At 42.2% G+C, this 23,896-nt stretch carries 21 protein-coding genes; 7 read left to right on the plus strand and 14 right to left on the minus strand.

Annotated features, from left to right (window positions below; translation table 11 throughout):
• Positions 1–41: 41 nt before the first annotated feature.
• From LZG71_RS16925 to lipB, 5 genes are all read right to left on the minus strand, one after another.
• The gene (locus LZG71_RS16925) at positions 42–935 is read right to left on the minus strand and encodes a DUF1080 domain-containing protein (RefSeq protein WP_233822252.1); all 894 of its coding nucleotides are present in this window, start codon (positions 933–935) and stop codon (positions 42–44) included.
• Positions 936–1,063: 128 nt separating this feature from the next.
• Positions 1,064–3,421 carry a ribonuclease R gene (gene rnr / locus LZG71_RS16930; RefSeq protein ID WP_233822254.1) on the minus strand — a complete coding sequence of 786 codons (2,358 nt, stop codon included), beginning with the start codon at positions 3,419–3,421 and terminating at the stop codon, positions 1,064–1,066.
• Positions 3,422–3,498: 77 nt separating this feature from the next.
• On the minus strand, positions 3,499–4,233 hold the full coding sequence (locus LZG71_RS16935) for a 3'-5' exonuclease (RefSeq protein ID WP_233822256.1): 735 nt from the start codon (positions 4,231–4,233) through the stop codon (positions 3,499–3,501).
• Positions 4,234–4,260: 27 nt separating this feature from the next.
• Complete coding sequence (locus tag LZG71_RS16940) at positions 4,261–4,674, minus strand: hypothetical protein (RefSeq protein WP_233822257.1); 414 nt, start codon at positions 4,672–4,674, stop codon at positions 4,261–4,263.
• A 103-nt stretch (positions 4,675–4,777) separates the two neighbouring features.
• On the minus strand, positions 4,778–5,518 hold the full coding sequence (gene lipB / locus LZG71_RS16945) for a lipoyl(octanoyl) transferase LipB (protein WP_233822259.1): 741 nt from the start codon (positions 5,516–5,518) through the stop codon (positions 4,778–4,780).
• Between the two features lie 141 nt (positions 5,519–5,659).
• Between lipB and LZG71_RS16950 the strand changes: the two genes are divergently transcribed.
• Positions 5,660–6,016 (plus strand): YraN family protein, encoded by a 357-nt coding sequence (locus LZG71_RS16950; protein ID WP_233822261.1) that lies wholly within the window; start codon positions 5,660–5,662, stop codon positions 6,014–6,016.
• 7 nt (positions 6,017–6,023) lie between these two features.
• On the opposite strand, the gene LZG71_RS16955 is transcribed toward LZG71_RS16950, so the two are convergent.
• Complete coding sequence (locus LZG71_RS16955) at positions 6,024–6,893, minus strand: AraC family transcriptional regulator (RefSeq protein ID WP_233822263.1); 870 nt, start codon at positions 6,891–6,893, stop codon at positions 6,024–6,026.
• A gap of 138 nt (positions 6,894–7,031) precedes the next feature.
• Here LZG71_RS16955 and LZG71_RS16960 point away from each other — a divergent pair, with 138 nt between their 5' ends.
• The 5 genes from LZG71_RS16960 (at position 7,032) to LZG71_RS16980 (ending at position 14,850) form a co-directional block, all read left to right on the plus strand.
• Positions 7,032–7,850 (plus strand): phytanoyl-CoA dioxygenase family protein, encoded by an 819-nt coding sequence (locus LZG71_RS16960; protein WP_233822265.1) that lies wholly within the window; start codon positions 7,032–7,034, stop codon positions 7,848–7,850.
• 170 nt (positions 7,851–8,020) lie between these two features.
• Positions 8,021–10,771 (plus strand): DUF1553 domain-containing protein, encoded by a 2,751-nt coding sequence (locus LZG71_RS16965; RefSeq protein ID WP_233822267.1) that lies wholly within the window; start codon positions 8,021–8,023, stop codon positions 10,769–10,771.
• A gap of 100 nt (positions 10,772–10,871) precedes the next feature.
• Complete coding sequence (locus LZG71_RS16970; RefSeq protein WP_233822269.1) at positions 10,872–12,347, plus strand: DUF1501 domain-containing protein; 1,476 nt, start codon at positions 10,872–10,874, stop codon at positions 12,345–12,347.
• A gap of 18 nt (positions 12,348–12,365) precedes the next feature.
• Positions 12,366–13,886: a c-type cytochrome domain-containing protein gene (locus LZG71_RS16975; protein WP_233822271.1), complete on the plus strand. Its 1,521-nt coding sequence runs from the start codon at positions 12,366–12,368 to the stop codon at positions 13,884–13,886.
• A gap of 40 nt (positions 13,887–13,926) precedes the next feature.
• On the plus strand, positions 13,927–14,850 hold the full coding sequence (locus LZG71_RS16980) for a sugar phosphate isomerase/epimerase (RefSeq protein ID WP_233822272.1): 924 nt from the start codon (positions 13,927–13,929) through the stop codon (positions 14,848–14,850).
• Positions 14,851–14,857: 7 nt separating this feature from the next.
• Here LZG71_RS16980 and LZG71_RS16985 read toward each other — a convergent pair whose 3' ends face one another.
• Positions 14,858–15,343, minus strand: coding sequence for a GAF domain-containing protein (locus tag LZG71_RS16985; protein WP_233822274.1), 486 nt, complete (start codon positions 15,341–15,343; stop codon positions 14,858–14,860).
• A 159-nt stretch (positions 15,344–15,502) separates the two neighbouring features.
• Between LZG71_RS16985 and purU the strand changes: the two genes are divergently transcribed.
• Positions 15,503–16,336 (plus strand): formyltetrahydrofolate deformylase, encoded by an 834-nt coding sequence (purU, locus tag LZG71_RS16990; protein ID WP_255713107.1) that lies wholly within the window; start codon positions 15,503–15,505, stop codon positions 16,334–16,336.
• 139 nt (positions 16,337–16,475) lie between these two features.
• Here the strand turns inward: purU and LZG71_RS16995 are convergent, their stop codons facing one another.
• The 7 genes from LZG71_RS16995 to leuC all read right to left on the minus strand — a co-directional run bounded on the left by LZG71_RS16995 (position 16,476) and on the right by leuC (position 23,689).
• Positions 16,476–17,630 carry a 2-isopropylmalate synthase gene (locus LZG71_RS16995; RefSeq protein ID WP_233822276.1) on the minus strand — a complete coding sequence of 385 codons (1,155 nt, stop codon included), beginning with the start codon at positions 17,628–17,630 and terminating at the stop codon, positions 16,476–16,478.
• Positions 17,631–17,899: 269 nt separating this feature from the next.
• Entirely contained in the window at positions 17,900–18,970 is a 1,071-nt protein-coding gene (gene leuB, locus LZG71_RS17000) for a 3-isopropylmalate dehydrogenase (protein WP_233822278.1), read from the minus strand.
• A 57-nt stretch (positions 18,971–19,027) separates the two neighbouring features.
• A complete protein-coding gene (locus LZG71_RS17005; RefSeq protein ID WP_233822280.1) occupies positions 19,028–19,414 on the minus strand; it encodes a GxxExxY protein in 387 nt (128 codons plus the stop codon).
• Positions 19,405–20,970, minus strand: coding sequence for an alpha-isopropylmalate synthase regulatory domain-containing protein (locus LZG71_RS17010; protein ID WP_233822282.1), 1,566 nt, complete (start codon positions 20,968–20,970; stop codon positions 19,405–19,407). The genes LZG71_RS17005 and LZG71_RS17010 overlap by 10 nt, the downstream gene beginning before the upstream one ends.
• Positions 20,971–21,054: 84 nt before the next feature.
• A complete protein-coding gene (gene leuD / locus LZG71_RS17015; protein ID WP_233822284.1) occupies positions 21,055–21,651 on the minus strand; it encodes a 3-isopropylmalate dehydratase small subunit in 597 nt (198 codons plus the stop codon).
• Positions 21,652–21,777: 126 nt separating this feature from the next.
• A complete protein-coding gene (locus LZG71_RS17020) occupies positions 21,778–22,149 on the minus strand; it encodes a GxxExxY protein (RefSeq protein ID WP_233822286.1) in 372 nt (123 codons plus the stop codon).
• Positions 22,150–22,285: 136 nt separating this feature from the next.
• Positions 22,286–23,689, minus strand: coding sequence for a 3-isopropylmalate dehydratase large subunit (gene leuC, locus LZG71_RS17025; protein WP_233822288.1), 1,404 nt, complete (start codon positions 23,687–23,689; stop codon positions 22,286–22,288).
• Positions 23,690–23,896 lie beyond the last annotated feature (207 nt).

The following is a 23,896-nucleotide window of genomic DNA, read 5'->3' on the forward strand; positions in this document are numbered from 1 at the left end:
CACAAAAATATAAAAAGAATACGGGAGTTAAATATTGCCGTCTATTTCTTGTATTTGCAGGAAGTTGGATCTGTTGCCACATAATAGGATTTGTAATTCACCGCCTTTGGATCCATACAGCCCTTTAAATTGAGTAACAGAATATTTTTGAAATCGATCGGATGGCTTTCTGCCTGTAGGGCAATGTATCCGCTGCCCAGTGCTGTGTTTTGCTTTTTCATCCATTCGTCTTCACCTCCAACCTTACCATCTTTAAAAGTATGACTTTTACCTACATATCCCCCTCCGATTTTAGGATTGGTAAATACTAAAACGGTGTCACCTTCAATTAAATGATACACGATGGAATCTCCTAAAACGATCGCTTCGGCAGATACCCATTGATCTCCGTTATAGGTTTTAGATGTTGAATTGATGCAATGCTCTTCGGTTGTTTTCCCTTTTATATCAACGATCGTTCCCGGAGTGCAAAGGTTACCAGTTGTTCTTTCGCCTGCGTTTAATCCACCGAGATATTGCATTTCGAGTGATATTGGAAAATCCTGATCCAGCCCCAAACTCGCTGCCGACTGGGAGTGGAGCATTATGCCACTATTCCTAACATTCCAGGAAGCGCCGCCTGGCACCTGATTGCCAGTGAAACGATATTGTAATTTGATTTTATAGTGAGAAAATGGCTGATTAAAGTACATGTGGCCATATTCCGTGGTAAACTTCTCATACTCCTTATAGTTTACCCGGATCATGTCATCCTCCACTATAAATGTGTTTTTATAGTTATCATTTACTTTGTGACCTGCGATTTTTATATCCCATCCGGTAAGATCTTTTCCATTAAACAGCGATTGCCAGTCCTCTTTTTCAGACTTCTTTTGAGCGAAAACGGAATGAGAAATGAAAAAAAGAATCAGGAGAACTTTATTCAAAGTACACATAAACTGCTAAATAGATTGATAGTGATTGAAATGCCACGGATACGCTAATTCTGCGAATTTAGATTATTATGCGTATCCGCGACAAAAATTGGGTGACATTTTCGACCTGTTGTTTTCATGCAATTTTATTACCGCCTCTTTCTTTTTCCTCTCGGCGCAGCATTGGTGCTCTTTCTGTTTTTGGGAGCGCTCACAGCCTCTCTTGGTGCTTTGGTCCGCTGGCGTGGCGGTCTGTCGTTCCTGGATGAACGGGAAGCGGAAGGTACAGTTCCTGCGAGGTACAAATCCATGCTTCTGCGCGCAAGGTTGGTATCTTTTACCTTTACTTTCACCTGATCTCCAAAAGTGTATATTTTCTTGGTACGCTGACCAACGATGCGGTAGTTTTCCTTTTCGAGTTCGTAGTAATCGTCCCCAAGGTCGGTCATGCGAATGAGGCCTTCTGATGCAGTTTCTGTGATCTCCACAAAAATTCCGAATTCGGTAACGCCGGTAATGATGCCGTCAAATTCCTTATCAGGTTCCATCATACTCATGTATTCCACCTGTTTGTATTTTATGGAAGCTCTTTCTGCTTCTGCTGCCAGGCGTTCACGCTCGGAAGAATGTTTTGAACCTTCTTCATAACTTTCCTTGTTAACCGAACCGCCTCCATCCAGATAATGCTGTAAAAGGCGATGCGCCATTACATCAGGGTAACGTCGGATAGGAGAGGTGAAATGTGAATACCTTTTGAACGCCAAACCGAAGTGTCCGAGGTCTTCAACGCTGTATCGCGCTTTGGCCATGGTACGCACTGCAAGTGATTCAATCAGGTTTTGCTCCGGTTTCCCTTCCACTTCCATCAACATTTTGTTCATGGATTTGGCGATTTTATTCTCCTCTTCCACTTCCAGCTTGTGACCCAGTTTGGCTACAAATGTTGCAAACGTTTTAAGTCGATCCGGGTCAGGAGCTTCGTGAATCCGGTAAACCATGGTATTTTTGACTTCTTCCTTCGAAAGTCCGTACACAAATTCGGCCACCCGTTTGTTGGCAAGAAGCATGAACTCTTCAATCAGTTTGTTGGAATCATGTCGCTCTTTTTGATAAATACCCAACGGTTTTCCGTTTTCGTCCAAGCGGAATCTTACTTCCGGTGTATCAAAATTGATGGCTCCATTTTTGAAACGCTCTTTTCTGAATATCTTGGCTATGGCATTCATTGTTTTCAATTCTGCTGCAAAATCCCCTTCACCGGTATCAAGCACCTGCTGTGCTTCCTCGTATGAAAATCTGCGGTCAGAGTGAATTATTGTTCTGCCAAACCATTCCTTCAATATTTTTCCTTTTGGACTTATTTCAAATATGGCAGAAAAGGCGAGTCTGTCTTCGTTCGGGCGAAGTGAACAAAGGTTATTGGATAGTTTTTCCGGTAGCATCGGAACCGTTCTGTCTACCAGATACACAGAAGTTGCTCTGCGGTAGGCTTCCTTATCAAGTTCGGTTCCTGGCAATACGTAATGAGAAACGTCTGCAATATGGACACCGATCTCTACATTTCCTTCGTCCAAATTACGCAGCGAAAGGGCATCATCAAAATCTTTTGCATCAACCGGGTCAATCGTGAAAGTGAGTACATCTCTGATATCCTTTCGCTTGGCAATGTCCTTTTTAGCAATCTTGTCAGGAATCTTTTGAGCCTCAGCTTCAACGTTTTCAGGGAAGTGATACGGAAGTCCGAATTCGGCAAGGATGGCGTGCATTTCTACATCGTTGTTTCCTGCTTTTCCAAGAACCGTAACAATTTCACCTTCTGCCTGGCTTCTTCTGGTAGGCCATTCTGTAACTTTGACAATGACTTTATCTCCGTTTTCAGCGCCTTTTAATTCTTCGGGTTCTAGATAAATCGGGTCGAAAAGTTTTTTGTTGTCTGGCTGTACAACAGCAAAACCCCTGTTCAATTCAATAATGCCGACAATCTCTTTCCCGGATCTTTCAATAATTTCCGCCACGCGGCCTTCAGTTCTGCTTTTCCCGGAGTCACCACGAACGGATTTACCGCCACGGCTATTTTTGGTTAGAGGCTGTATTTTAACAACATCACCATCCCATGCTCCATTGAGCAGTTCTGCTTCTACATAAATATCATCTTCGCGCCCTTCAATGATGACGAAGGCAAACGATTTATTCACCCGGTCAACACGCCCGGTGAGACCATGACTTTCCTTTTTAAGAGGAGCGGCGGTGTACGTTCCATTGTTGTGAAAAGTTATTCTGCCGGCTTCTTCCAATTCATGGAGAATGTCGTTGAACAATGTTCTCACTTTTTTATCCTGCACACCAAAATGATCGTGCACATCGAAAGGGCGGAATGAATGTTCGCTGTTGAGGTCGAAAAAAGCAGCAATATCTGCTTTAAGGTTATCTATATAAGACACAATTGTATGCGGAGATCTGATTTCCTTCTTTTCAACTGAATCTTTTCTTGTTCTTTTATCTTTCATGTAAATTAATTTTGAATGAGTGAATGAGAGAGTTTATGATAATGAGCGATTAAATCGCTCATAGCCAAATATTTCTCTTACTCTACTCTGGTAATATTTTCAGGGCTTACCATTTCCCACCCGTGCAGTCGTAAATAGATCTGTGCCAGCACCACAACGTCTTCTCTGCAATATCGGCAAATTTTGGCAAGGTCTTTCTCTTCATAATAAACCCTGGTTACCTGGTCTCCGCTCATTTCGTTCTTACTGCCCGGTATATCAAATACAGCAGCAAGCAGATCAAGAGAGGTGTAACTTTTATAGTCACCAAATTTCCAGAGCTCCATCGTATCCTGGTGAAGGACTTCCCATGGCTTTTTTCCTGAAATCTGAAGTGCTTTTGGTATTGGAATCCCATGTATCAGCATACGTCGGCATAAAAACGGGAAGTCGAATTCTCTTCCGTTGTGTGCACAAAGTGTAAGCTGTTCGGCGGGATATTTTTCTATGAGAGACTTGAATTCTAATAATAACTTTACTTCGTCATCGCCGGAGAAGCTGCGAACCTTGAAAGCTATTTCATCTTTTTCATTCCAATAAAACGCACCGAAAGCGATGCAGACCACCTTTCCAAACTCGGAATAAATAGCGCCCTTGTCATAGAAACAGTCTGAGCTCGAAATAGTTTCATCGCCTTTGTTCAGAGAAAGGGATTTTTTGTCCCAAAGCTTCTGCATCCGTTCAGTAAGCCCGCTGTAAGTTGCGTGTGAAGCTACTGTTTCAATATCAAGAAGCAGAAAATTTTTGGCGCGTTTACGGAAATCATCTGTCATATAGTGGTGTGTAATTTGACGATTTTGCTATTCGTGCAAAACTCCTTCTATTCCGAAAGGTGTTATTTCCACGATGTTATCTTCAACAATGCTGTCTGGTACGAAGATAAACTTTTTATCGTAAATCTGATTTTCAAGGAAGTAGCTAATCCAAAATTCATTCGTAAGGTGAAAAACGTCAGGCATAATGGTTTCCACCACCTGCTTCTGTTCTAGCTGGATTTCAGGGAAAAAATGTCTGAGCGTAGATGTTTTTTGCCCGGTACTCAATCCCGATTCTGTGTTACTATATCCCTTTGATGTAACCATAACGGTATTGATTGGCAGCGGATTTCTATTGATAACCACTACGCTCCATTCAGCAACGTTTGCTTCATTTATGTTTCTTACAATAGCTACCTGTATACCCTGAACAGGGTGAAATGGGATGTCTTTTTTCATTATTATTCCTAATTAAGTAGCTAATAGCAATTAGAGTTTAGCTACTAGCTTTTAAATCAGTAAGATACAAGTTAAAATTATAGCTCTAAATGTTTATTAGTACTTATACAACTCCTTTAACAGAAGCTTCAAACACTTCCATTTCAAACAAACGGGCTAAATGATTTTTTAATTTATTGGCAACTTCATCCATATCCACTTGTTCTCCAATCTCTGCGGAAATGGAAGTGACTGCCTTATCCTGAATACCGCAGGGAACAATGTTTCCGAAGAAAGAAAGATCCGTATTTACATTGAGTGCAAAGCCATGCATGGTCACCCAGCGGCTGGATTTTACACCCATTGCGCATATTTTTCTTGGATTAACCTGTTTTTCATGATCCAGCCACACTCCAGTGAGGCCTGGGATGCGACCGCCGTCGAGTCCATATTCGCCGATTGTGAGTATAATAGCCTCTTCGAGCAACCGCATGTACTTGTGGATATCCGTAAAAAAATTATCCAGGTCGAGAATGGGGTAGCCTACGAGCTGTCCGGGACCGTGGTAAGTAATATCGCCGCCGCGGTTTATCTTATAATATTTGGCATTTTTTGCGGCTAACTCCTCTTCTTGCAAAAGCAAATGGTCCGGTTTCCCGCTTTTACCCAGCGTATATACATGAGGATGCTGGCAGAAAAACAAGTGGTTGGGCGTGGCAAGCTGATCTTCCACAGTCAAATTCCGATTCTGTGTTTTTACTGCGATTGTTTCGGCAAAAATCTTTTCCTGATAATCCCATGCTTCCTGATAGTCGATCAGACCGAGATTGCGAAAGTTTACCTTTTTATTAATAAGGGTATTCATCGATTTGCGAGCTTCATAAAGGAAAATGTTGCTTTTCTAAACTTCAAGCAATTTCCGGTAACCTTTTGAAAAAATATGGTCTAAACAAGGATTATTTCCTGGAATAAGGAAATAACACATTTTTATCCAAAAAGTGTTCAAATGGCTACACACAACGACACCGGCAGCTGGGGAGAAACGAAAGCCTCTGCTTTTTTGACCGAAAAGGGATTTGAGATTATTGAGAAAAATTACCGTTATAAACATATGGAGATTGATCTCATTGCCAAATACAAGAAAATGCTGATTTTTATAGAGGTGAAAACCCGAAGTGGAACCGGTTTTGGTATGCCTGAAGAATTCGTGAATTACACCAAATCCCGGTTGATCATGAAAGCAGCCGAACACTATATTTTCGATAAAGACTGGCATTTTGATATCCGGTTTGACATCGTTTCCATTCTTATTTTACCAAATGGGGATCTTAACATCCGGCATATTGAAGATGCATTTTGTTGATTCTTGCCTATAAACCTTTCTGGAAATTTTTCCGATAATCCAAAGGACTGGTTTTCATGGTTCTTTTGAAAATTTTATGGAAATGGGATACATCTCCGAATCCACTTTCAAAAGAAATTTCTGAAACAGCTTTATCCGTATTCAGCAATTGCTGGGTTGCATAACTGATGCGGTAATCAGTTACTGTTTCCATGAGTGTTTTATTGGTAGTTCTTTTAAAATACTTACAAAAAGCATTTGGCGACATATTTACAGCCGCAGCCACGTCGTTGAGCAGAATATCGTTTCTGAAATTATCTACGATGTAGCCCAACGCTGTGTTCATGCGCTCCTTGTTGACGTTTTGCTGAAAAGCAAAAACTCCATCACTATTGAGCAGGGTGTACTGATCAGAACTAGCCAGATCGTTCAGTATATCAAGTAACTGAGATAATTTCCGGAAGGAATTTTCTTCTGCTGCAAGCCTCTGCATTTTAAGTTTTATCTCGCTGGAAACTGATTGTTCAAACCGGACACCCAAGGTACTCCTTTTCATAAGGTCTTGTATATGGGTAAGTTCTGGCCGGTTGAAAAAATCTGTTCCCAGGAAATTTCTTTCGAATTGGATCACAATGGACTGAACATAATCTCCGTCTAATATTTTATCGTCAGATTTCCAGCAATGTGGCAGGTCTGACCCTAGAAACACTAGGTCTCCATCGGAATAATCTTCCATGTTTTTCCCTACATATCTTTTGCCATTACCTTTTAAAATCAACGTCAATTCGTATTCAGGATGAAAGTGATATGGAACAGTAAATCTTTCCAGATGAAAGAATTTTACGAGAAACGAAGTCCCGGGGGCAGTGTTGATATTTTCGAATTGTGCCTTAATCATTGTCATTATTATTCGTCAGGGGAATAAATATATAATTAAATGATAAAAAAAACCATAAAATATCCATTATCCGCCTGAACGATCTGACAGAAAGCTTCGAAATTTGAATACTAATATTTGAGGTTAAAATAGAACAAAATGAGCACCATCACTTCTCCCGATCTTACAGGTTTTAAAGTTATTTCAGCAGAACAAAGAGCAGTTTTTCAGGAAAACGGACACATCCTGATTCCGGAAGTTTTAGATAGAAATGAAGTTGCCTACTATCGGGAGGTAATCAATAAAGCCACATCGACATTCAATACTGAAAAACGAAAACTTGAAGATCGGGATACTTACGGAAAGGCCTTTTTACAAATTATGAATTTGTGGGAAGTCGATGAAAGTGTTCGTAATTATACACTAGCCAAACGTTTTGGGAAAATAGCTGCTGATTTACTGGGAGTTGAGAACGTAAGGCTATACCACGACCAGGCACTGTATAAAGAGCCGGGAGGAGGTTTTACCCCATGGCATCAGGATCAGTATTACTGGCCATTGGACACGAATAACACGGTCACGATGTGGATGCCGCTCATTGACATAACAGAAGAAATGGGCATGCTAACTTTCGCCTCAGGGTCGCACAAGAGTGGGTTTGTAGAAAACATGGCGATCTCGGATGAATCAGAAGCTACGCTGGAAAAATTTATTAAGGAAAAGGGATTCCCTGTATCACGTGCCAAAACAATGAATGCAGGCGACGCTACATGGCACTACGGCTGGACATTGCATTCGGCACCCGGCAACAAGTCAAATGACACCATGAGGGAGGTGATGACGATCATATTTGTCGCGGATGGAGCGAAGATAACAGAACCTGGAAACGAGCATCAGGAAGCAGATCGTCAGAGATGGATGTGTGGATTGCCTGCCGGTAGCCTGCTGAATTCGGAACTGAACCCCTTAATTGTCTGACTTTTATAACAGATGAGGAAGACAATTGATGGTCGGAATAATTGATTCCAACATAAGAGGGACATTGTAAGTAGGAGAGGGAAGAAAGCTACTTTTTAGTTTTTAAAGAAAATTATATTAGCGTATTTAAAATTGGAAGCGTTTCTAACCGAACGCTTTTTGGTTAAATAATGATGAACAGGATTCTTATTGGTTCGGTTGCGCTGGCATTACTGCTGTTTTCCTTCACCTGGTCGGGGTTGTTCGGAAGCAAGGTAGACTACAATGCCGAGGTGAAGCCCATCCTGAACAAACATTGTATGGGTTGCCATGGCGGTGTGAAAAAGGCGGGTGATGTTAGTTTTCTGTTTGAACATGAAATGCTTGAACCAGGCAAATCCGGTAAAATTCCGGTGGTTCGCGGAGACGCTGATGCGAGTGAGATGATCCGAAGGATACTGACGGATGACCCGGATGAAAAAATGCCTAAAAATGGGACACCTCTGAATGACGATGAGGTTGATATCTTAAAAAAGTGGATTAACGAAGGAGCAGAATGGGAAACGCACTGGTCTTATAAACGTATAGAAAAGCCGGATGTTCCCTCTACAAAAAATGTCTGGAATCTTTTTGGTCTCTTAAATCAGCAGGAAAGCAATTGGCCCAAAAATGAAATTGATCACTTTGTTCTTCAAAAAGTAAAGGAAAATGATCTTTCGGTTTCTCCCGAAGCTGATAAAGCGACTTTGATAAGAAGAGTAAGCCTGGATTTGACTGGTTTGCCACCTACCGAGAAAGAAGTTGAAGCGTTTCAGAATGATCAATCTGAAAATGCTTATGAAAAAGTTGTTGACCGCTTGTTGAAATCACCGGCATATGGGGAGAAATGGACGTCGATGTGGATGGATCTTGCGCGTTATGCGGATACAAAAGGATATGAGAGCGATGGTGGTCGGAGCATGTGGCGTTATCGCGATTATGTTGTAAAGTCGTTTAACGATGATAAGCCTTTTGACCAGTTTACGATTGAACAGCTTGCCGGCGATTTATTACCGAAAGGGAAAGATCATTTCCCGAAAGAAGAAAATATGATTGCGACTGGTTATCACCGTAATACGATGACCAACAACGAAGGCGGTACGGATGACGAAGAGTTTCGTAATGCTGCATTAATTGATCGAGTGAATACAACCTGGGAGGTTTGGCAGGGTACCACTTTCGCTTGTATACAATGTCACAGCCATCCTTATGATCCAATTCCGCACGAAGATTATTTCAAGTACATGGCCTATTTCAACAATACCCGCGACGAGGATGTATGGGACGAATGGCCTAAATTGAGGTTTTACAAAGGAGAAGATTCCGCTCGGGTGGAACGGGTGAAAGCCTGGACCCTGCAAAATAACCCAAAACAGATTGAGGAAGTAACGCAGTTTATGAAAGTAATGGAGCCGAAAATCAATGCTCATAATTTCATAAAAGGTGATCAGTCTACGGTTTTGCTGATATCGTACTATGGTGTTAAAGACAAAGGAAATGCCAGAATTCCAGGGGTGAATTTGTCAGGTGTTGGAAATGTAGTCATGAATATTTCTACAAGAGCTGAAAATGCAGTGTTGACTTTACACCTGGACAAGCTGGATGGACCTGTGTTATCTCAGATCAAAATTCCGGTCCGTGATACAGTATTAATAGCCCCGATTGTAAAAACTTCCGGGAAGCACGATGTATATCTTTCTCTTGATAGTCCGAAAGCACCGGAAGAGTGGGTGAGAATTACCTGGATGTCATTTCAGAAGGAGTTGCCGGGTGCCGGTAAGCCTGAATATGAACAGATTGTGGCGGATTATGCAACTTTGCTCACGCATTCGCCTGAAAGCATGCCGGTGGTTTGGGAAGGAAAAGATGATTTTGCACGAAAAACGAATGTTTTCATAAGAGGAAATTGGATGGTGAAGGGAGCAGAAGTGAAACCTGGTGTTCCGCAATTATTAGCTCCTATGCCGAAAGATTATACAAACGACAGACTCGGACTTGCTAAATGGATTGTAAACCGTGAAAATGCTTTGACAGGAAGGGTGATTGTAAATCGTTTTTGGGAGCAGCTCTTCGGTAAAGGAATTGTAGAAACAGTCGAAGATTTTGGATCGCAGGGAAGTGAACCGACGCACAAAGAATTGCTGAATTGGCTTGCGGTTAAGTTTATAGAAGAGGATCAATGGAGTGTCAAAAAACTTCTGAAAACGATTGTGATGTCGGCAACGTACAGGCAGAGTTCTAAAACTGACAAAGACAAACTCGAAAAAGATCCATACAACATCTGGATTTCCAGAGGACCAAGAGTAAGATTAAGCGCAGAACAGGTCAGAGATCAGGCTCTTGCATGTGCAGGGCTTATTTCAAAAAAAATGTATGGGCCGGGTGTAATGCCTGCACAGCCCGATAAGATCTGGCAGTCACCTTACAGCGGTGAAAAATGGACATTGAGTGAAGGTGAGGACCGATATAGAAGAGGAGTTTACACGTATTGGAAAAGAACAGCTCCTTATCCTTCCATGGTCACCTTTGATGCTCCAAGCCGGGAGTTTTGCCAGTCAAGAAGGATTTTGACAAACACACCTTTGCAAGCTCTGGTTACGTTAAATGACCCGGTTTATCTGGAAGCAGCTGAGAAACTGGCGAGCAATATGCAGAAGCGTGGCAAAACGCCGGAGCAGCAATTGACGGAGGGTTACCGTATGTTGACATTTCAACCGATTGAGAAAAAGAATCTGAATGTATTGATCAAGGTATATAATGAAGCTTTGGATGTTTACAGGAAGAAACCCATGGATGCTGATAGTATTCTGGCTTATGGTAGTAAAAAATCGGCAGAGCTGGCTGCACTGACCATTTCGGCTAATGTCATGCTGAATTTGGATAATGTGGTGACGAAGGAGTAAGGGGGCATTGATTAGCATTTTTAATTAGAAGGATGGCCTGAAAGGCCTGCATACCTCAACCTGGGGCGTCGCCCTGGGAATTAATGAAAGTATAATTACTATGGAAAAGCTATTAAAGGAACTCCAACATGCAGATTTGCAGCGTCAAACCAGGCGGCATTTCCTGCAATCCTGTGGCTTTGGGCTTGGAGCTTTGGGTTTGGGGTCATTATTAAGTTCATGTGGAACTTCATCGGGCAATACGCCCATGTCGGAAGCGGCATTAATGGCTAAAATCCCTCAGTTTGCTCCGAAAGCCAAACGTGTGATTTACATTCACATGGCCGGTGCTCCATCGCAGCTCGAACTGTTTGATTACAAGCCAGAACTTTTAAAGTATCATGGCAAGGATTGTCCTGCTGAGTTTTTGGAAGGGAAGAAATTTGCATTTATTCAGGGCGTACCTAAAATGTTGGGACCGCAAAGCACTTTTAAGCAATATGGTCAATCCGGCGCATGGATGTCGGATTATGTTCCTTATTTGCAGACCGTTGCTGATGAAATCACATTCATGAAGGCGATGCATACGGATCAGTTTAACCACGCGCCTGCTCAGTTACTGATGCACACAGGAAGTGCTCGATTAGGTCGACCAAGTTTGGGTGCCTGGGCAACGTATGGGTTAGGTTCAGAAAATCAGAATTTGCCAGGATTTATCGTGCTGGCTTCCGGCGGGCAGCAACCAGATGCCGGTAAGAGTGTTTATGGAAGCGGGTTTTTGCCATCCGTTTATCAGGGCGTGCAATGCAGAACGGGTGGAGATCCGGTGTTGTATGTCAGCGATCCGAGCGGGATGAACCGTGATATGCGCAAACAAACAATCGAAGCCATTAATGAAATCAACCGGCAGACTTACGAAGATGTACAGGATCCTGAGATTTTAACAAGAATAAGTCAATACGAAATGGCGTTTCGGATGCAGATGTCTGTTCCGGAAGTAATGGACGTTTCCAAAGAACCGCAGTTTATTCTGGATATGTACGGGGTAAAACCAGGTGAAGGTACTTTTGCAATGAACTGCCTCTTGGCTCGTAAGCTGGTAGAAAATGACGTACGTTTTGTGCAGCTTTTCGACTGGGGCTGGGACGGACACGGAACATCCAAAGACCACAATGTGGAAGGTGGGTTGAGACAGAAATGCAGGGAATCGGATCAGCCTGTTGCAGCTTTGATCCAGGATCTGAAAATGCGTGGATTACTGGAAGAAACACTTGTAATTTGGGGCGCTGAGTTCGGACGTACACCTATGCAGGAAAACCGCAACGGACTTGTGATGCCTTATATGGGACGTGACCACCATTTGGATGCATTTACGATGTGGATGGCAGGTGGTGGCGTGAAACGGGGATATTCACATGGAGAAACAGACGAACTAGGATATTACGGTACAAAAGATCGCGTGCATGTGCACGACCTTCAGGCGACCATATTGCATTTGATGGGTTTCAATCATGAGAAATTCACTTATCCTTTCCAGGGAAGAAATTTCAGATTAACAGATACTGAAGGCAAAGTAGTAAAACAGGTTTTGGCTTAATTGATTTATTTGTGAAATATGTTTTTACTGCTTTTTCAGGCTTCTGGCTGGTTTCCCAATTTTGCGATTTTCATTGGTAGGTTTCATCCCGTATTGGTGCATTTGCCAATTGGTTTTTTATTCATTGCTGCGCTTTTAGAAATTGGCCGCCGTGCGGGGAAAATCGGTGTTAGCGAGTCAGCTATTTCCTTCATATTGTTCTGGTCCTCCGTTAGTGCTACATTCGCTTGTATAGCAGGCTATCTGTTGTCGTTGGGTGGAGGTTACGATGAAAAATTATTAAGTGATCACCAGTGGCAGGGAATAGGTGTGGCAGCTTTCGCCTGGATTGCCTGGTTGGTCAAATCGGATCGTTTTGGAGATAAAATTCCTTTTGGCCCTGCTTTCTATTTACCTGCTTTTGGCTTGGCAACAATTCTCACCATGACAGCCGGGCACGATGGCGGATCGCTCACACATGGAGAGGGCTTTTTGACACAATATACACCTGAACCTTTCCGGAGTATAGCGGGAATGTCTCCGATTCAGGAAAAAGTAACTGAAATAAAGCCAATTGAAAATGTGGAACAGGCTGTGGTTTATAGAGATATCGTGCAACCGATTTTGGAAATGCGTTGTACCCAGTGTCACAATGCAAATAAACAAAAAGGCGATTTAAGGCTTGATGAATTGTCATTGATGCAAAAAGGAGGTGAAAGCGGACCGGCCTTTGTGGCAGGGAAAGGTTCTGAGAGTGATATGGTGAAAAGATGTTTGCTTGATGAAGAGGACGACGACCGTATGCCTCCAAAAGGGAAACCTCAACTTACGAGTGCGCAAATCACGTTAATATCGTGGTGGATAGACCAGGGAGCTCCCGCAGAGAAAAAAGTGTCGGAATTGAAAATTTCAGATGCAGTAAAACCCGCTCTTGCTTCGCTAGGAAAGAATTCAACGCCAGATTTAGCGGAGTCTAAAAGCAAAATATCTCCCGTATTAGCTCTGAAAGTCCCAGTTGCAGATGAGAAGGCAATCGAAGCTTTGAAAAAGGCAGGATTAATTGTTAATAATTTATCTCATGATCAGAATCTGATTGAAGTAAGTGCCGTGAACGCACCTCAATTTGGAGATAGTCAAATGGCTCTTTTGATTCCTTTGGCAGAACAAATTACGTGGCTCAAACTTGGAGGGACGAAAATTACCAATGCCGCCATGAAGGAAATCGCCAAACTTAAAAATCTGAATAAACTGCATTTGGAACATACGGGAATTACAGATGCAGGGATTACAAACCTAAAAAATCTGCCGTATCTGGAATACATCAATCTGGTGGATACGAAGGTTACAGACAGTGGATTGAAGGATATAGCGGTTATGAAGGGACTTAAATCCGTTTACGTTTGGAAGTCTGTGGTAACGGATAGCGCAATAGGCCAGGTCAGGAAACAATATCCAGGTCTGGTTATAGTCAATGGATTTAATGAAGCCGAGGTTACGCAGTTTTTAAAAGCAGGTGACACCACTGCAAAGGAAGATATCCTGCCAGTTAAAGAGAAATAACAAAAGCAATGAATTGCCTTTTTCCAAATTACAGTCAAATATGAATCGTCGGAATTTTATAAATACTTCTCTTGCCGGTGCCGGAGTTATTACTGGTCTTGATGCTGTTGCAAATAAATTTGACGCACCTGCTAGGTTTGAAAATAAGCTTTCGTTGAAGGTTTTTGGTACCAATTGGGGTTTCGTAGGAAACACAGATGCATTTTGTGCAGCAATAAAGAAAGAAGGTTACGATGGGACAGAAATGTGGTGGCCAGGTTCAAAAGAACGCCAGGCTGAATTATTGGCTGCGCTGAAAAAATACGATTTGCAGGTAGGATTTCTGTGTGGCTCACATTCGGTGGATTATCCTGTTCATCTGGATGCATTCAAAAATCAGATCAGTGCCGCAACTTCTCAATTTGGCATAAAGCCTGTTTACATCAATTGCCATAGCGGGAAAGATTTTTTTACATATGAGCAGAACAAAGCGTTAATTGATTATACAACCGAAGCCTCTGCAAAGTCAGGTATTCCCATTTACCATGAAACACACCGTGGACGCATGCTTTTTGCTGCACATGTTACCAGAAATTTCATTGAAAAGAATCCGGGACTAAAACTCACACTGGATATATCACATTGGTGTAACGTTCACGAAAGTTTATTGCAGGATCAGGAGGCGACGGTAAAACTTGCACTCGCAAGGGTAGGGCACATTCATTCACGCATAGGGCATGAGGAAGGTCCGCAAGTGAGTGATCCGCGTGCTCCTGAGTGGGAAGCTGCTGTGAAAGCCCATCTGAGCTGGTGGGATCAGGTGGTTGAACATAAGGTTAAAAATGGCGAAACCTTAACGGTCCTTACAGAATTCGGTCCGCCAAATTATTTGCCAACTTTACCATATACCAAACAACCCGTGGCCGACCAATGGGCTATTAATGTGTATATGATGAAGTTGTTTCGCGAGAGGTATTTAAAATAGATCTATATCAGAGCTTTCTCTCAATCAAACTGATGATACTTTTCAGGAACTTGGCATCTAGTTCGCTGAAATTATCCAGTTCGTCGCTGTCGACGTCCAATACCATAGCCACTGTTCCATTTCTATGAAAAACGGGCAATACAATTTCCGATTTGGAAGCAGAGCTACATGCGATGTGACCCGGGAATGCTTCCACATCAGGAACAGTGATGGTTTCCTTTCTGGAATAGCTGGCTCCGCATACTCCTTTATGAAATGGGATACGTGTACAGGCAATAGGTCCCTGAAATGGTCCAAGTACCAATTGTCCTTCTTTTACAATGTAAAACCCAACCCAGAAAAAACTGAAAGCCTCTTTAAGTGCAGCACTGACATTTGCCAGATTGGCCGTCAGGTCACTTTCTGTCTCAATAAGCGCTGAAATTTGGGGAAGCAATGCACTGTAAACCTCTGTGCGATCAGTTGTTTTAGGAATGATTAATTCTTCTGCCATGACTTAAATAATGCGGTTTGATGAAAATTGAACATGATCCGAACCCAAATAGTTACAGAAGCCGGCTCTAAAATGAAATGTTGTAAATTAAAGCCTTATTGTTCAGTATTTTGGTTAAAATCCGTTATTTAGCGGATAAGTATATTTTAAGATAAAATAATGACCCAACGCCACATTCTGCTAATGGATGGCCCAGATCATAAAGGGCTGATTTATAAAGTAACACGCATCCTTTTTGAGCATAACCAGAATATTATCCGGAATGATGAATACGTGAGTCCTTCCAAATACTTCTTCATGCGGACGGAATTTGAGGGAGAAACGGATGCCAGCGAACTCCTTGAAGTACTGCGCAAGGAATTGCCTTCGGGAATTAATCTTCGCGTCAACCCCAAAAAGAAGAAGGACATTGTCCTTTTTGTAACGAAGGAGCACCATTGCCTTGGCGAACTTTTGATCCGTTATGCATTTGATGAGCTGGATGCTACAATTCTGGCTGTTGTAAGTAACTATAATACCTTACAGCCCTTGGTTAGCAAATTTGGAATTCCTTTCCATTACATTTCTCATGAAAACAAAACAAGAGAAGAGCACGAGGAGTCAATTTTAAGAACACTGGATGTTTACCGGCCTGAATATCTGGTTCTTGCAAAGTATATGCGAATCATTACGCCTGAATTTGTAAACCATTATCCTGACAGGATTATTAACATCCATCATTCTTTCTTACCGGCATTTATTGGTGCCAATCCTTACCGGCAGGCGTACGAACGAGGCGTTAAAATTATTGGAGCCACAGCGCATTTTGTAAACAATGATCTTGACGAGGGACCAATTATCGCGCAGGATGTGAAATCAATTGACCACCGTCAAACGGCTACGGATATGTCAACGATCGGAAAAGATACCGAAAAGGCGGTATTATCGAAGGCTTTGAAGTTGGTATTTAATGACCGTGTCTTCATTCATAATAACCGGACAATAATCCTTTAAACAAGAAAAAACCCTTGGTCAGAATCACCGAGGGCTTTTTATAATCTGATGGATGTTATTGAATGTGTAATCTTACAAAAAAATCTTCAAAACATCAAATTCATTTTCAGGCTATTAGCTATTTCTAATAGGATTCTAATTAAACCGGAATCGCGGTGCGGGCCAGATCCACAAGATCTGCATCGTTTACTTCTTTCTTAATATCGGCAACTTCAAGGAACCGTGTATACAGTTCATCAAGTATTGGTTTTTCAAAGCTAAATCCAAGCAGCTCTAATCTGTGTTTCAGTGCATGGCGTCCGCTACGCGCTGTGAGTACGATATCCGACTTGTCCACACCCACATCCTGAGGATTCATGATCTCATAATTCAGTGTATTTTTCAGGTGACCGTCCTGATGTATTCCTGAGCTGTGAGCAAAGGCGTTTCTTCCCACAATTGCCTTATTAGCTTGTACCGGCATGCGCATCATTTTAGATACAAGTTGACTTGTAGGATAGATAAACGGCGTATTTACACCTGTTTCCAGGCCAAGTTCTTTATGCACAGTAAGTGCCATCACAACTTCTTCAAGGGAGGTATTTCCTGCTCTTTCTCCAATCCCGTTGATGGTAACTTCAACCTGGCGCGCTCCCTGGCTAATACCAGCAATGGAGTTTGCAGTAGCAAGACCTAAGTCGTTGTGGCAGTGAATGGAAATGATGGCTTTATGTACATTCTTTACATTCTCAAAAATATACTTGATTTTGTTTCCATACTCATCAGGAAGGCAATATCCTGTTGTATCCGGGATATTAACTACCGTTGCTCCTGCACCAATAACTGCTTCTACAAGCTGAGCCAGGAAAACAAGGTCAGCACGACCAGCATCCTCACAGTAAAACTCAACATCTTCTATTTTACTCTTAGCATATTTGGTAGCGGCAATAGCTCTTTCAATAATCTTCTCACGAGTAGTATTGAACTTGTGCTGGATGTGGATATCTGATGAGCCAATTCCGGTGTGGATTCTTCCACGTTTTGCATATTTTAATGCATCTGCTGCTGCGTCAATATCACCGATTACGGCGCGAGAAAGCGCACAAATAATTGGTTCGCGAACTGCTTTCGATATTTCTACCACCGAGCGAAAATCGCCGGGGCTGGATACAGGAAATCCTGCTTCAATTACATCAACGCCTAGTTTCTCGAGTTGAGTGGCAACAATTATCTTTTCTTCCGTAGTTAATTGGCTGCCCGGTACTTGCTCGCCGTCCCGTAAAGTGGTGTCGAAGATCTGAACTCGATTACTCATTGATGGGTATTTTTGATTATTATAAAATTACGAATTTAATAATTTTCGGTCAATATAAAACCCTTTCCCGATGAGAGAAAGGGTTTTGGATGATTCAAAACAATACCTTTCCCGCTGTCACGGAATGCTCAGGAGAAGCAAATTTATGTTTTGATCGTGTGTCATGACTTAGTTTTATTTGCGAAATTTCGCTGACTGCGATTTTCTTCTGCAAAGAAAGTACAAGTTTTGAGCTAAACAAATAATATTTGGCAAAAACTTCAAAAAAATCAAATTCTCTTCAAAAGTTCTTCACCTGCAGACTGTGTATTCAGAATTTTATCCGCCGGAGTTGTTTCGTCTGCAATGTCCTTCGTTCTGAATCCGTCTTTAAGCAATTTGTCCACTGCAGCAATAATCGCGTCGGATTCTTCTTTCAAACCAAACGAGATATCAAGCAGAAGTGCGGCTGAAAGCACAGATGCTAACGGATTCGCGATACCCTTACCTGTAATATCGTGAGCAGAACCGTGGATTGGCTCGTAAACACCAGTACTGTCACCAATTGAAGCGGATGCAAGCATACCCATTGAACCAGCAATCTGGCTTGCTTCGTCAGTAAGAATATCTCCGAAAAGGTTGGCAGTTACAACAACATCGAAACGACGCGGATCTTTGATGAGCATCATTGCTGCTGAATCAACAAACTGGTGTTCAACTTCCACGTCAGGATATTCAGGAGCTAGTTTTTGAACAACTTCTCTCCACAATCTGCTTGTTTCCAATACGTTTGCTTTGTCAACAGAGCAAAGTTTTTTACGACGCGTACGGGCTGCATCAAAAGCTTTGCGGGCAATACGTTCAACTTCGTAACGGCTGTATTCTGCGATGTCGTAAGCAGTGTCGCCATCGTTTTTACGACCTTTTTCTCCGAAATAAATATCGCCGGTAAGCTCGCGGAAGAAAAGAATATCCGATCCTTTCAGGATTTCTGGTTTGATAGAAGATGCGCCAAGCAACTCGTCAAACAACTTGATCGGGCGAAGATTGGCATACAAACCAAGTTCTTTACGCATTTTCAAAAGACCTTGTTCCGGACGAACTTTTGCGCTTGGATCGTTATCATATTTTGGGTGACCCACTGCTCCGAAAAGAACGGCGTCAGAAGCTCTCATTTTTTCAAGCGTTTCATCAGGAAGCGGATTTCCTGTTGCTTCAATGGCAACGTGGCCAATCAGTGCCTCATCATAGGTAAATTCGTGACCAAATTTGGCAGCGATTTTCTCTAAAACTTTTTTACCAACTTCTGTAACTTCCTGTCCGATACCATCACCGGGAACAATTAGAATATGCTTCTTCATTAATAAATTTGGTTTACCACGGAGTTGCGCTGAGTTTAGCACAGAGTTTCACCGTGTTTATAATACAAAACGTTTTATTCCACTTTTTAAACTACTTACATTGAAATTGATCAAATAGCCGATTTTGAATTGCCCTAATCGCATGTATGTCAAGACTTGTGAAGTATGAACATCATGTAGTGACTCAACTGATTTTAATTCAAGTACAATCTTATTTTCTATCAATAGGTCAATCCTGTAACCACAATCAAGTTTTATCTCTTCAAAAATCAGAGGCATTGCCTTTTCTTTTTCAACAAATAAGCCGCTTTTGGTCATTTTATAGTAAAGGCATTCCTTATATGCATGTTCTAATAAACCCGGACCAAGCGCAGTGTGAACTGCGAAAGCCGAACTTAGGATTTGACTGGTAATATGGTCAAACTCCGGGTAACTCAGTGCCATACTCCGACAACTCCGTGGTTAATTGGCTCATTAGGAACGCCAATCAAATTCAACATCTTCTGCGTTGCCATGATCGCCGATACAGTTTGATCGGAGTCCAGACCTCTTGTTTTTACATCTTTACCATTAATTTCCCAGGTTATAATCGTTTCGCACAGGGCATCGGTTTTTCCGCCCGGCGGAATCCTTACGGCATAATCCGTCAGCATAGGAAGGCTGATTCCCTTTTTGCAATATATCTTTTTCAGCGCGTTCATAAAGGCATCATACTGACCGTCACCCTGTGCACTTTCTTCAAAAATTTCGTCACCAAACCGTATTTGCAATGTAGCGGAAGGCTTAAGATTTTTAGAATGCGTGAGTACATAGTTCACGATAACTACCTTTTCTTCAATAGCATTACTATCCAGAACATCAGAAATGATGTAGGGGAGATCGTCAGGTGTGACCGCTTCTTTTCTGTCGCCAAGCTCGATGATCCGCTGCGTTACTTTTTTCAGATCAGCATCTGCAAGGGTAATTCCAAGGTCACGCAGATTGTTCTCAATATTGGCTTTTCCTGATGTTTTACCCAAGGCATAAGAACGAAGACGTCCAAATCGCTCAGGCATTAACTTGCTGAAATAGAGATTGTTTTTCTTGTCTCCATCTGCGTGAATACCGGCGGTTTGCGTAAAAACACTTTCGCCAACAATAGGTTTATTGGAAGGAATACGAATCCCTGAAAATGTCTCAACAAGTTTGCTAACTGAATACAGTGATTTTTCATTCACAGAGGTTTCATACTCCGGCATGAAATCCTTCAAAACCGCAATTGTACTTGCAAGAGGGGCATTTCCGGTTCTTTCTCCCATACCATTTACGGTAAGGTGAAGTCCGTGTGCGCCAGCTCTCAATGCCTCCATCACGTTGGCAACGCTCAGGTCGTAATCGTTATGTGCATGAAATTCGAATCGACAGTTTGGATAACGGTCAACAATGGATTTCACAAACTCATAAGACTCAGATGGAGTTAAAATCCCTAACGTATCTGGCAGCAAAATCCGTTTAATAGGTATTGTACAAAGGAAATCCAGTGCCTGGAAAACGTACTCTTTCGAACTCCGCATCCCGTTACTCCAATCTTCCATGTACACGTTGCAGTCTATTCCGGAAGCCTGCGCCAGTTCAATGACCTTCCTGATGTCCTCAAAATGTTCGGCAGGTTGCTTTTTAAGCTGATGCGTAAGATGATTAAGCGAACCTTTTGTGAGCAGGTTCATTACTCTCGCACCAGATTCCAGCATCCAGTTTATCGAAGCGTCTCCGTCAACAAATGTGAGAACTTCTATTTTATCAAGAAATCCGTTTGCTTTTGCCCATTCAGTAATTTTTTTTACCGCCTGAAATTCACCCTCAGACACACGTGCCGAGGCCACTTCAATGCGATCTACTTTAACTTCCTGCAACAGGAGCTGGGCGATGGTTAATTTTTCTGATGCAGAAAACGACACACCGCTGGTTTGCTCACCATCGCGAAGTGTCGTATCCATTATTTCAATATAGCGTCTGTTCATGTGGGGCTGTCGGCCGTCGGCTGTCGGCTATCGGCCTGCATCGGTAAAAAAGCCGAAAGCCGATTGCTGAAAGCCGAAAGCCTTTTAATAAATTCTCGCTGCTTCAAATTCTTCGATCTCACTTTTCATAGCCTGAAGATAATCGATATCGTCAAAGCCGTTGGTCATATTGTGTTTTTTATAACCATTGATGTCGAAAGATTCTTTCTCTCCTGTTGCAAGAAGTGTAATGGTTTGCTCAGGAAGATTCACTTCCAGTTCAGCATTTGGATCAGCTTCAATAGCCTGGAATATTTTGTCAAGAAACTCTTCACTAACCTGAACTGGTAAGATTCCGATATTGAGAGAGTTGCCTTTAAAAATATCTGCGAAGAAGCTGGAAACTACGCAACGGAAACCGTAATCGTAAATCGCCCATGCAGCGTGCTCACGGCTCGATCCGCTACCGAAGTTGCGTCCGCCTACAAGGATTTTACCGGAGTAAATTGGGTTGTTCAATACGAAATCCTGCTTCGGAGTATCGTCACCGTTGTAACGCCAGTCTCTGAAAAGGTTATCGCCAAATCCTTCGCGTTTGGTCGCTTTAAGGAAGCGTGCAGGGATGATCTGATCCGTGTCAACGTTCTCAATCGGCAAAGGAACTGCCGTGCTTTTTAATATTGTGAATTTATCGTATGCCATTTGTATGTATGTTTTTAAGCAGGTTACACAGAGATTCACGGAGTTAAAAAAGAGGGACACAGAGATTTATCAACACTGCGCATAAACTTTTAACATCCCTTGAATCATGATTCTGAGTAACCTCATTTAATTTAAAAATCTTTTTATACCGTTTTTAAGCATTGAAACATTGAAATTTATCAGAAGACCTGCATCCATCTCTGCGAACTTCATGTATGTCAAAATTTGAGCAGTATGGACAGAACTTATTGCTTCAACGCTTTTCAATTCAACAACTACTAAATTTTCCACTACAAAATCCATTCGGTAACCGTACTCAATGTCAATTTCCTTGTATCGGATCGGAATTGGTTTTTGCCTTTCGAAAAGTAATCCAGCCTTAGTTAATTCATAAGCCAGGCACTCTTCATATGCAGACTCTAACATTCCAGGTCCCAGTTCTCTATGGATCTCAATGCAGCAACCAATAATCTCACCAGTTAAATCATTGATGTCCATAAATCAGTTGTGGTTATGCTTTATCTTACAGACACACAAGTGCAGTGCTGAGTCACACAGAAAATTATAGAACTTATTTAAAATAATCTCTGTGGCTCTCTTTTGTACTCCGTGAATCTCTGTGTAACCTTTCGAATTACAACAAATCTCTCGGATCTGTTACAACACCAGTCACAGCAGCAGCTGCTGCAACCAATGGACTAGCAAGCAAAGTACGGGCTCCTGGGCCTTGTCTTCCTTCGAAGTTTCTGTTTGAGGTACTTACAGCGTATTTTCCGGCTGGGATTTTGTCGTCGTTCATGGCCAGACATGCTGAGCAACCTGGCTGACGAAGTTCGAAACCTGCTTCAGTAAGGATATCAAGAATTCCTTCTTCTTTGATCTGCGCTTCAACGATATGAGAGCCCGGAACAACCCAAGCAGTTACGTTATCTGCTTTTTTGCGACCTTTTACGATGGATGCAAATGCACGGAAGTCTTCAATACGTCCGTTTGTACAGCTGCCGATGAATACGTAATCGATTTTTTTACCCAGCATGGATTCGTTTTCATGGAAACCCATGTAGTTCAGAGACTTGTCATAAGTAGCTTTGCCACCTTCAACTTGCTCAGCAGTAGGGATATTCAAAGAAATTCCCTGACCCATACCCGGATTGGTTCCGTAGGTAATCATGGGTTCAATGTCAGCTGCATCGAAAGTGTATTCCTTATCGAATGTGGCATCTTCATCCGTTACCAATGTTTTCCAGTAAGCAAGTGCTTTATCCCACTTCTCACCTTTGGGAGCTTGTTCGCGGCCTTCGATGTAGTCAAAGGTGGTTTGGTCAGGAGCGATCATGCCGCCGCGTGCACCCATTTCGATACTCATATTACAAACCGTCATACGGCCTTCCATGGTCATGTTACGGAACACATCACCTGCATATTCAACGAAATAACCCGTTGCACCAGCAGTTGTCAGTTTTGAAATGATATATAGCGTAACATCCTTAGGAGTAACAGCTTTACCCAAAACGCCATTGACGTTCACACGCATTTTCTTTGGCTTAGGCTGCATGATGCATTGCGAAGAAAGCACCATTTCAACCTCCGAGGTACCAATACCAAAAGCAATGGCACCAAAAGCACCATGGGTAGAAGTATGAGAATCACCGCAAACGATGGTCATACCCGGAAGTGTGATACCGTTTTCTGGACCCACAACGTGCACAATACCATTTCTTGCATTGCCCAATCCCCAGTGAGAAATACCGTATTTTGCAGAGTTAGTTTCCAAAGCTTTAAGCTGGTTGGCCGAAAGTGGATCTGCAACCGGAAGATGTTGATTAATCGTCGGTGTGTTGTGATCAGCCGTTGCGAAAGTACGCTCAGGATAAATAACACCAACGTTTCTACTTTCCAGACCAAGAAAAGCAACCGGACTGGTTACTTCGTGGATAAAATGACGGTCGATGAAAAATACATCCGGACCATCTTCAATTTTGCGTACAACGTGTGCGTCCCACACTTTGTCGAACAATGTACTCGCTTGATTACTCATAAGTTACAATATATAATTTCGCCATGGTGTTCAATTCTCAATTATAGGAATGCCCATTTTTCAACAGGTTTTCCGCAAAGGAGAAATGAGGCTACAAATTACCATATTATTATACAAATTAGTATAACGGTAAACGTTCAAAAAGTAGTGATTTTAGTTTGGAGGTGTAGTTTGGGCGGGAATTGGTATTGGGGGTAAAGAAACAGT

It is taken from the genome of Dyadobacter sp. CY312 (assembly GCF_021390535.1).
Taxonomy (GTDB): Bacteria; Bacteroidota; Bacteroidia; order Cytophagales; family Spirosomataceae; genus Dyadobacter.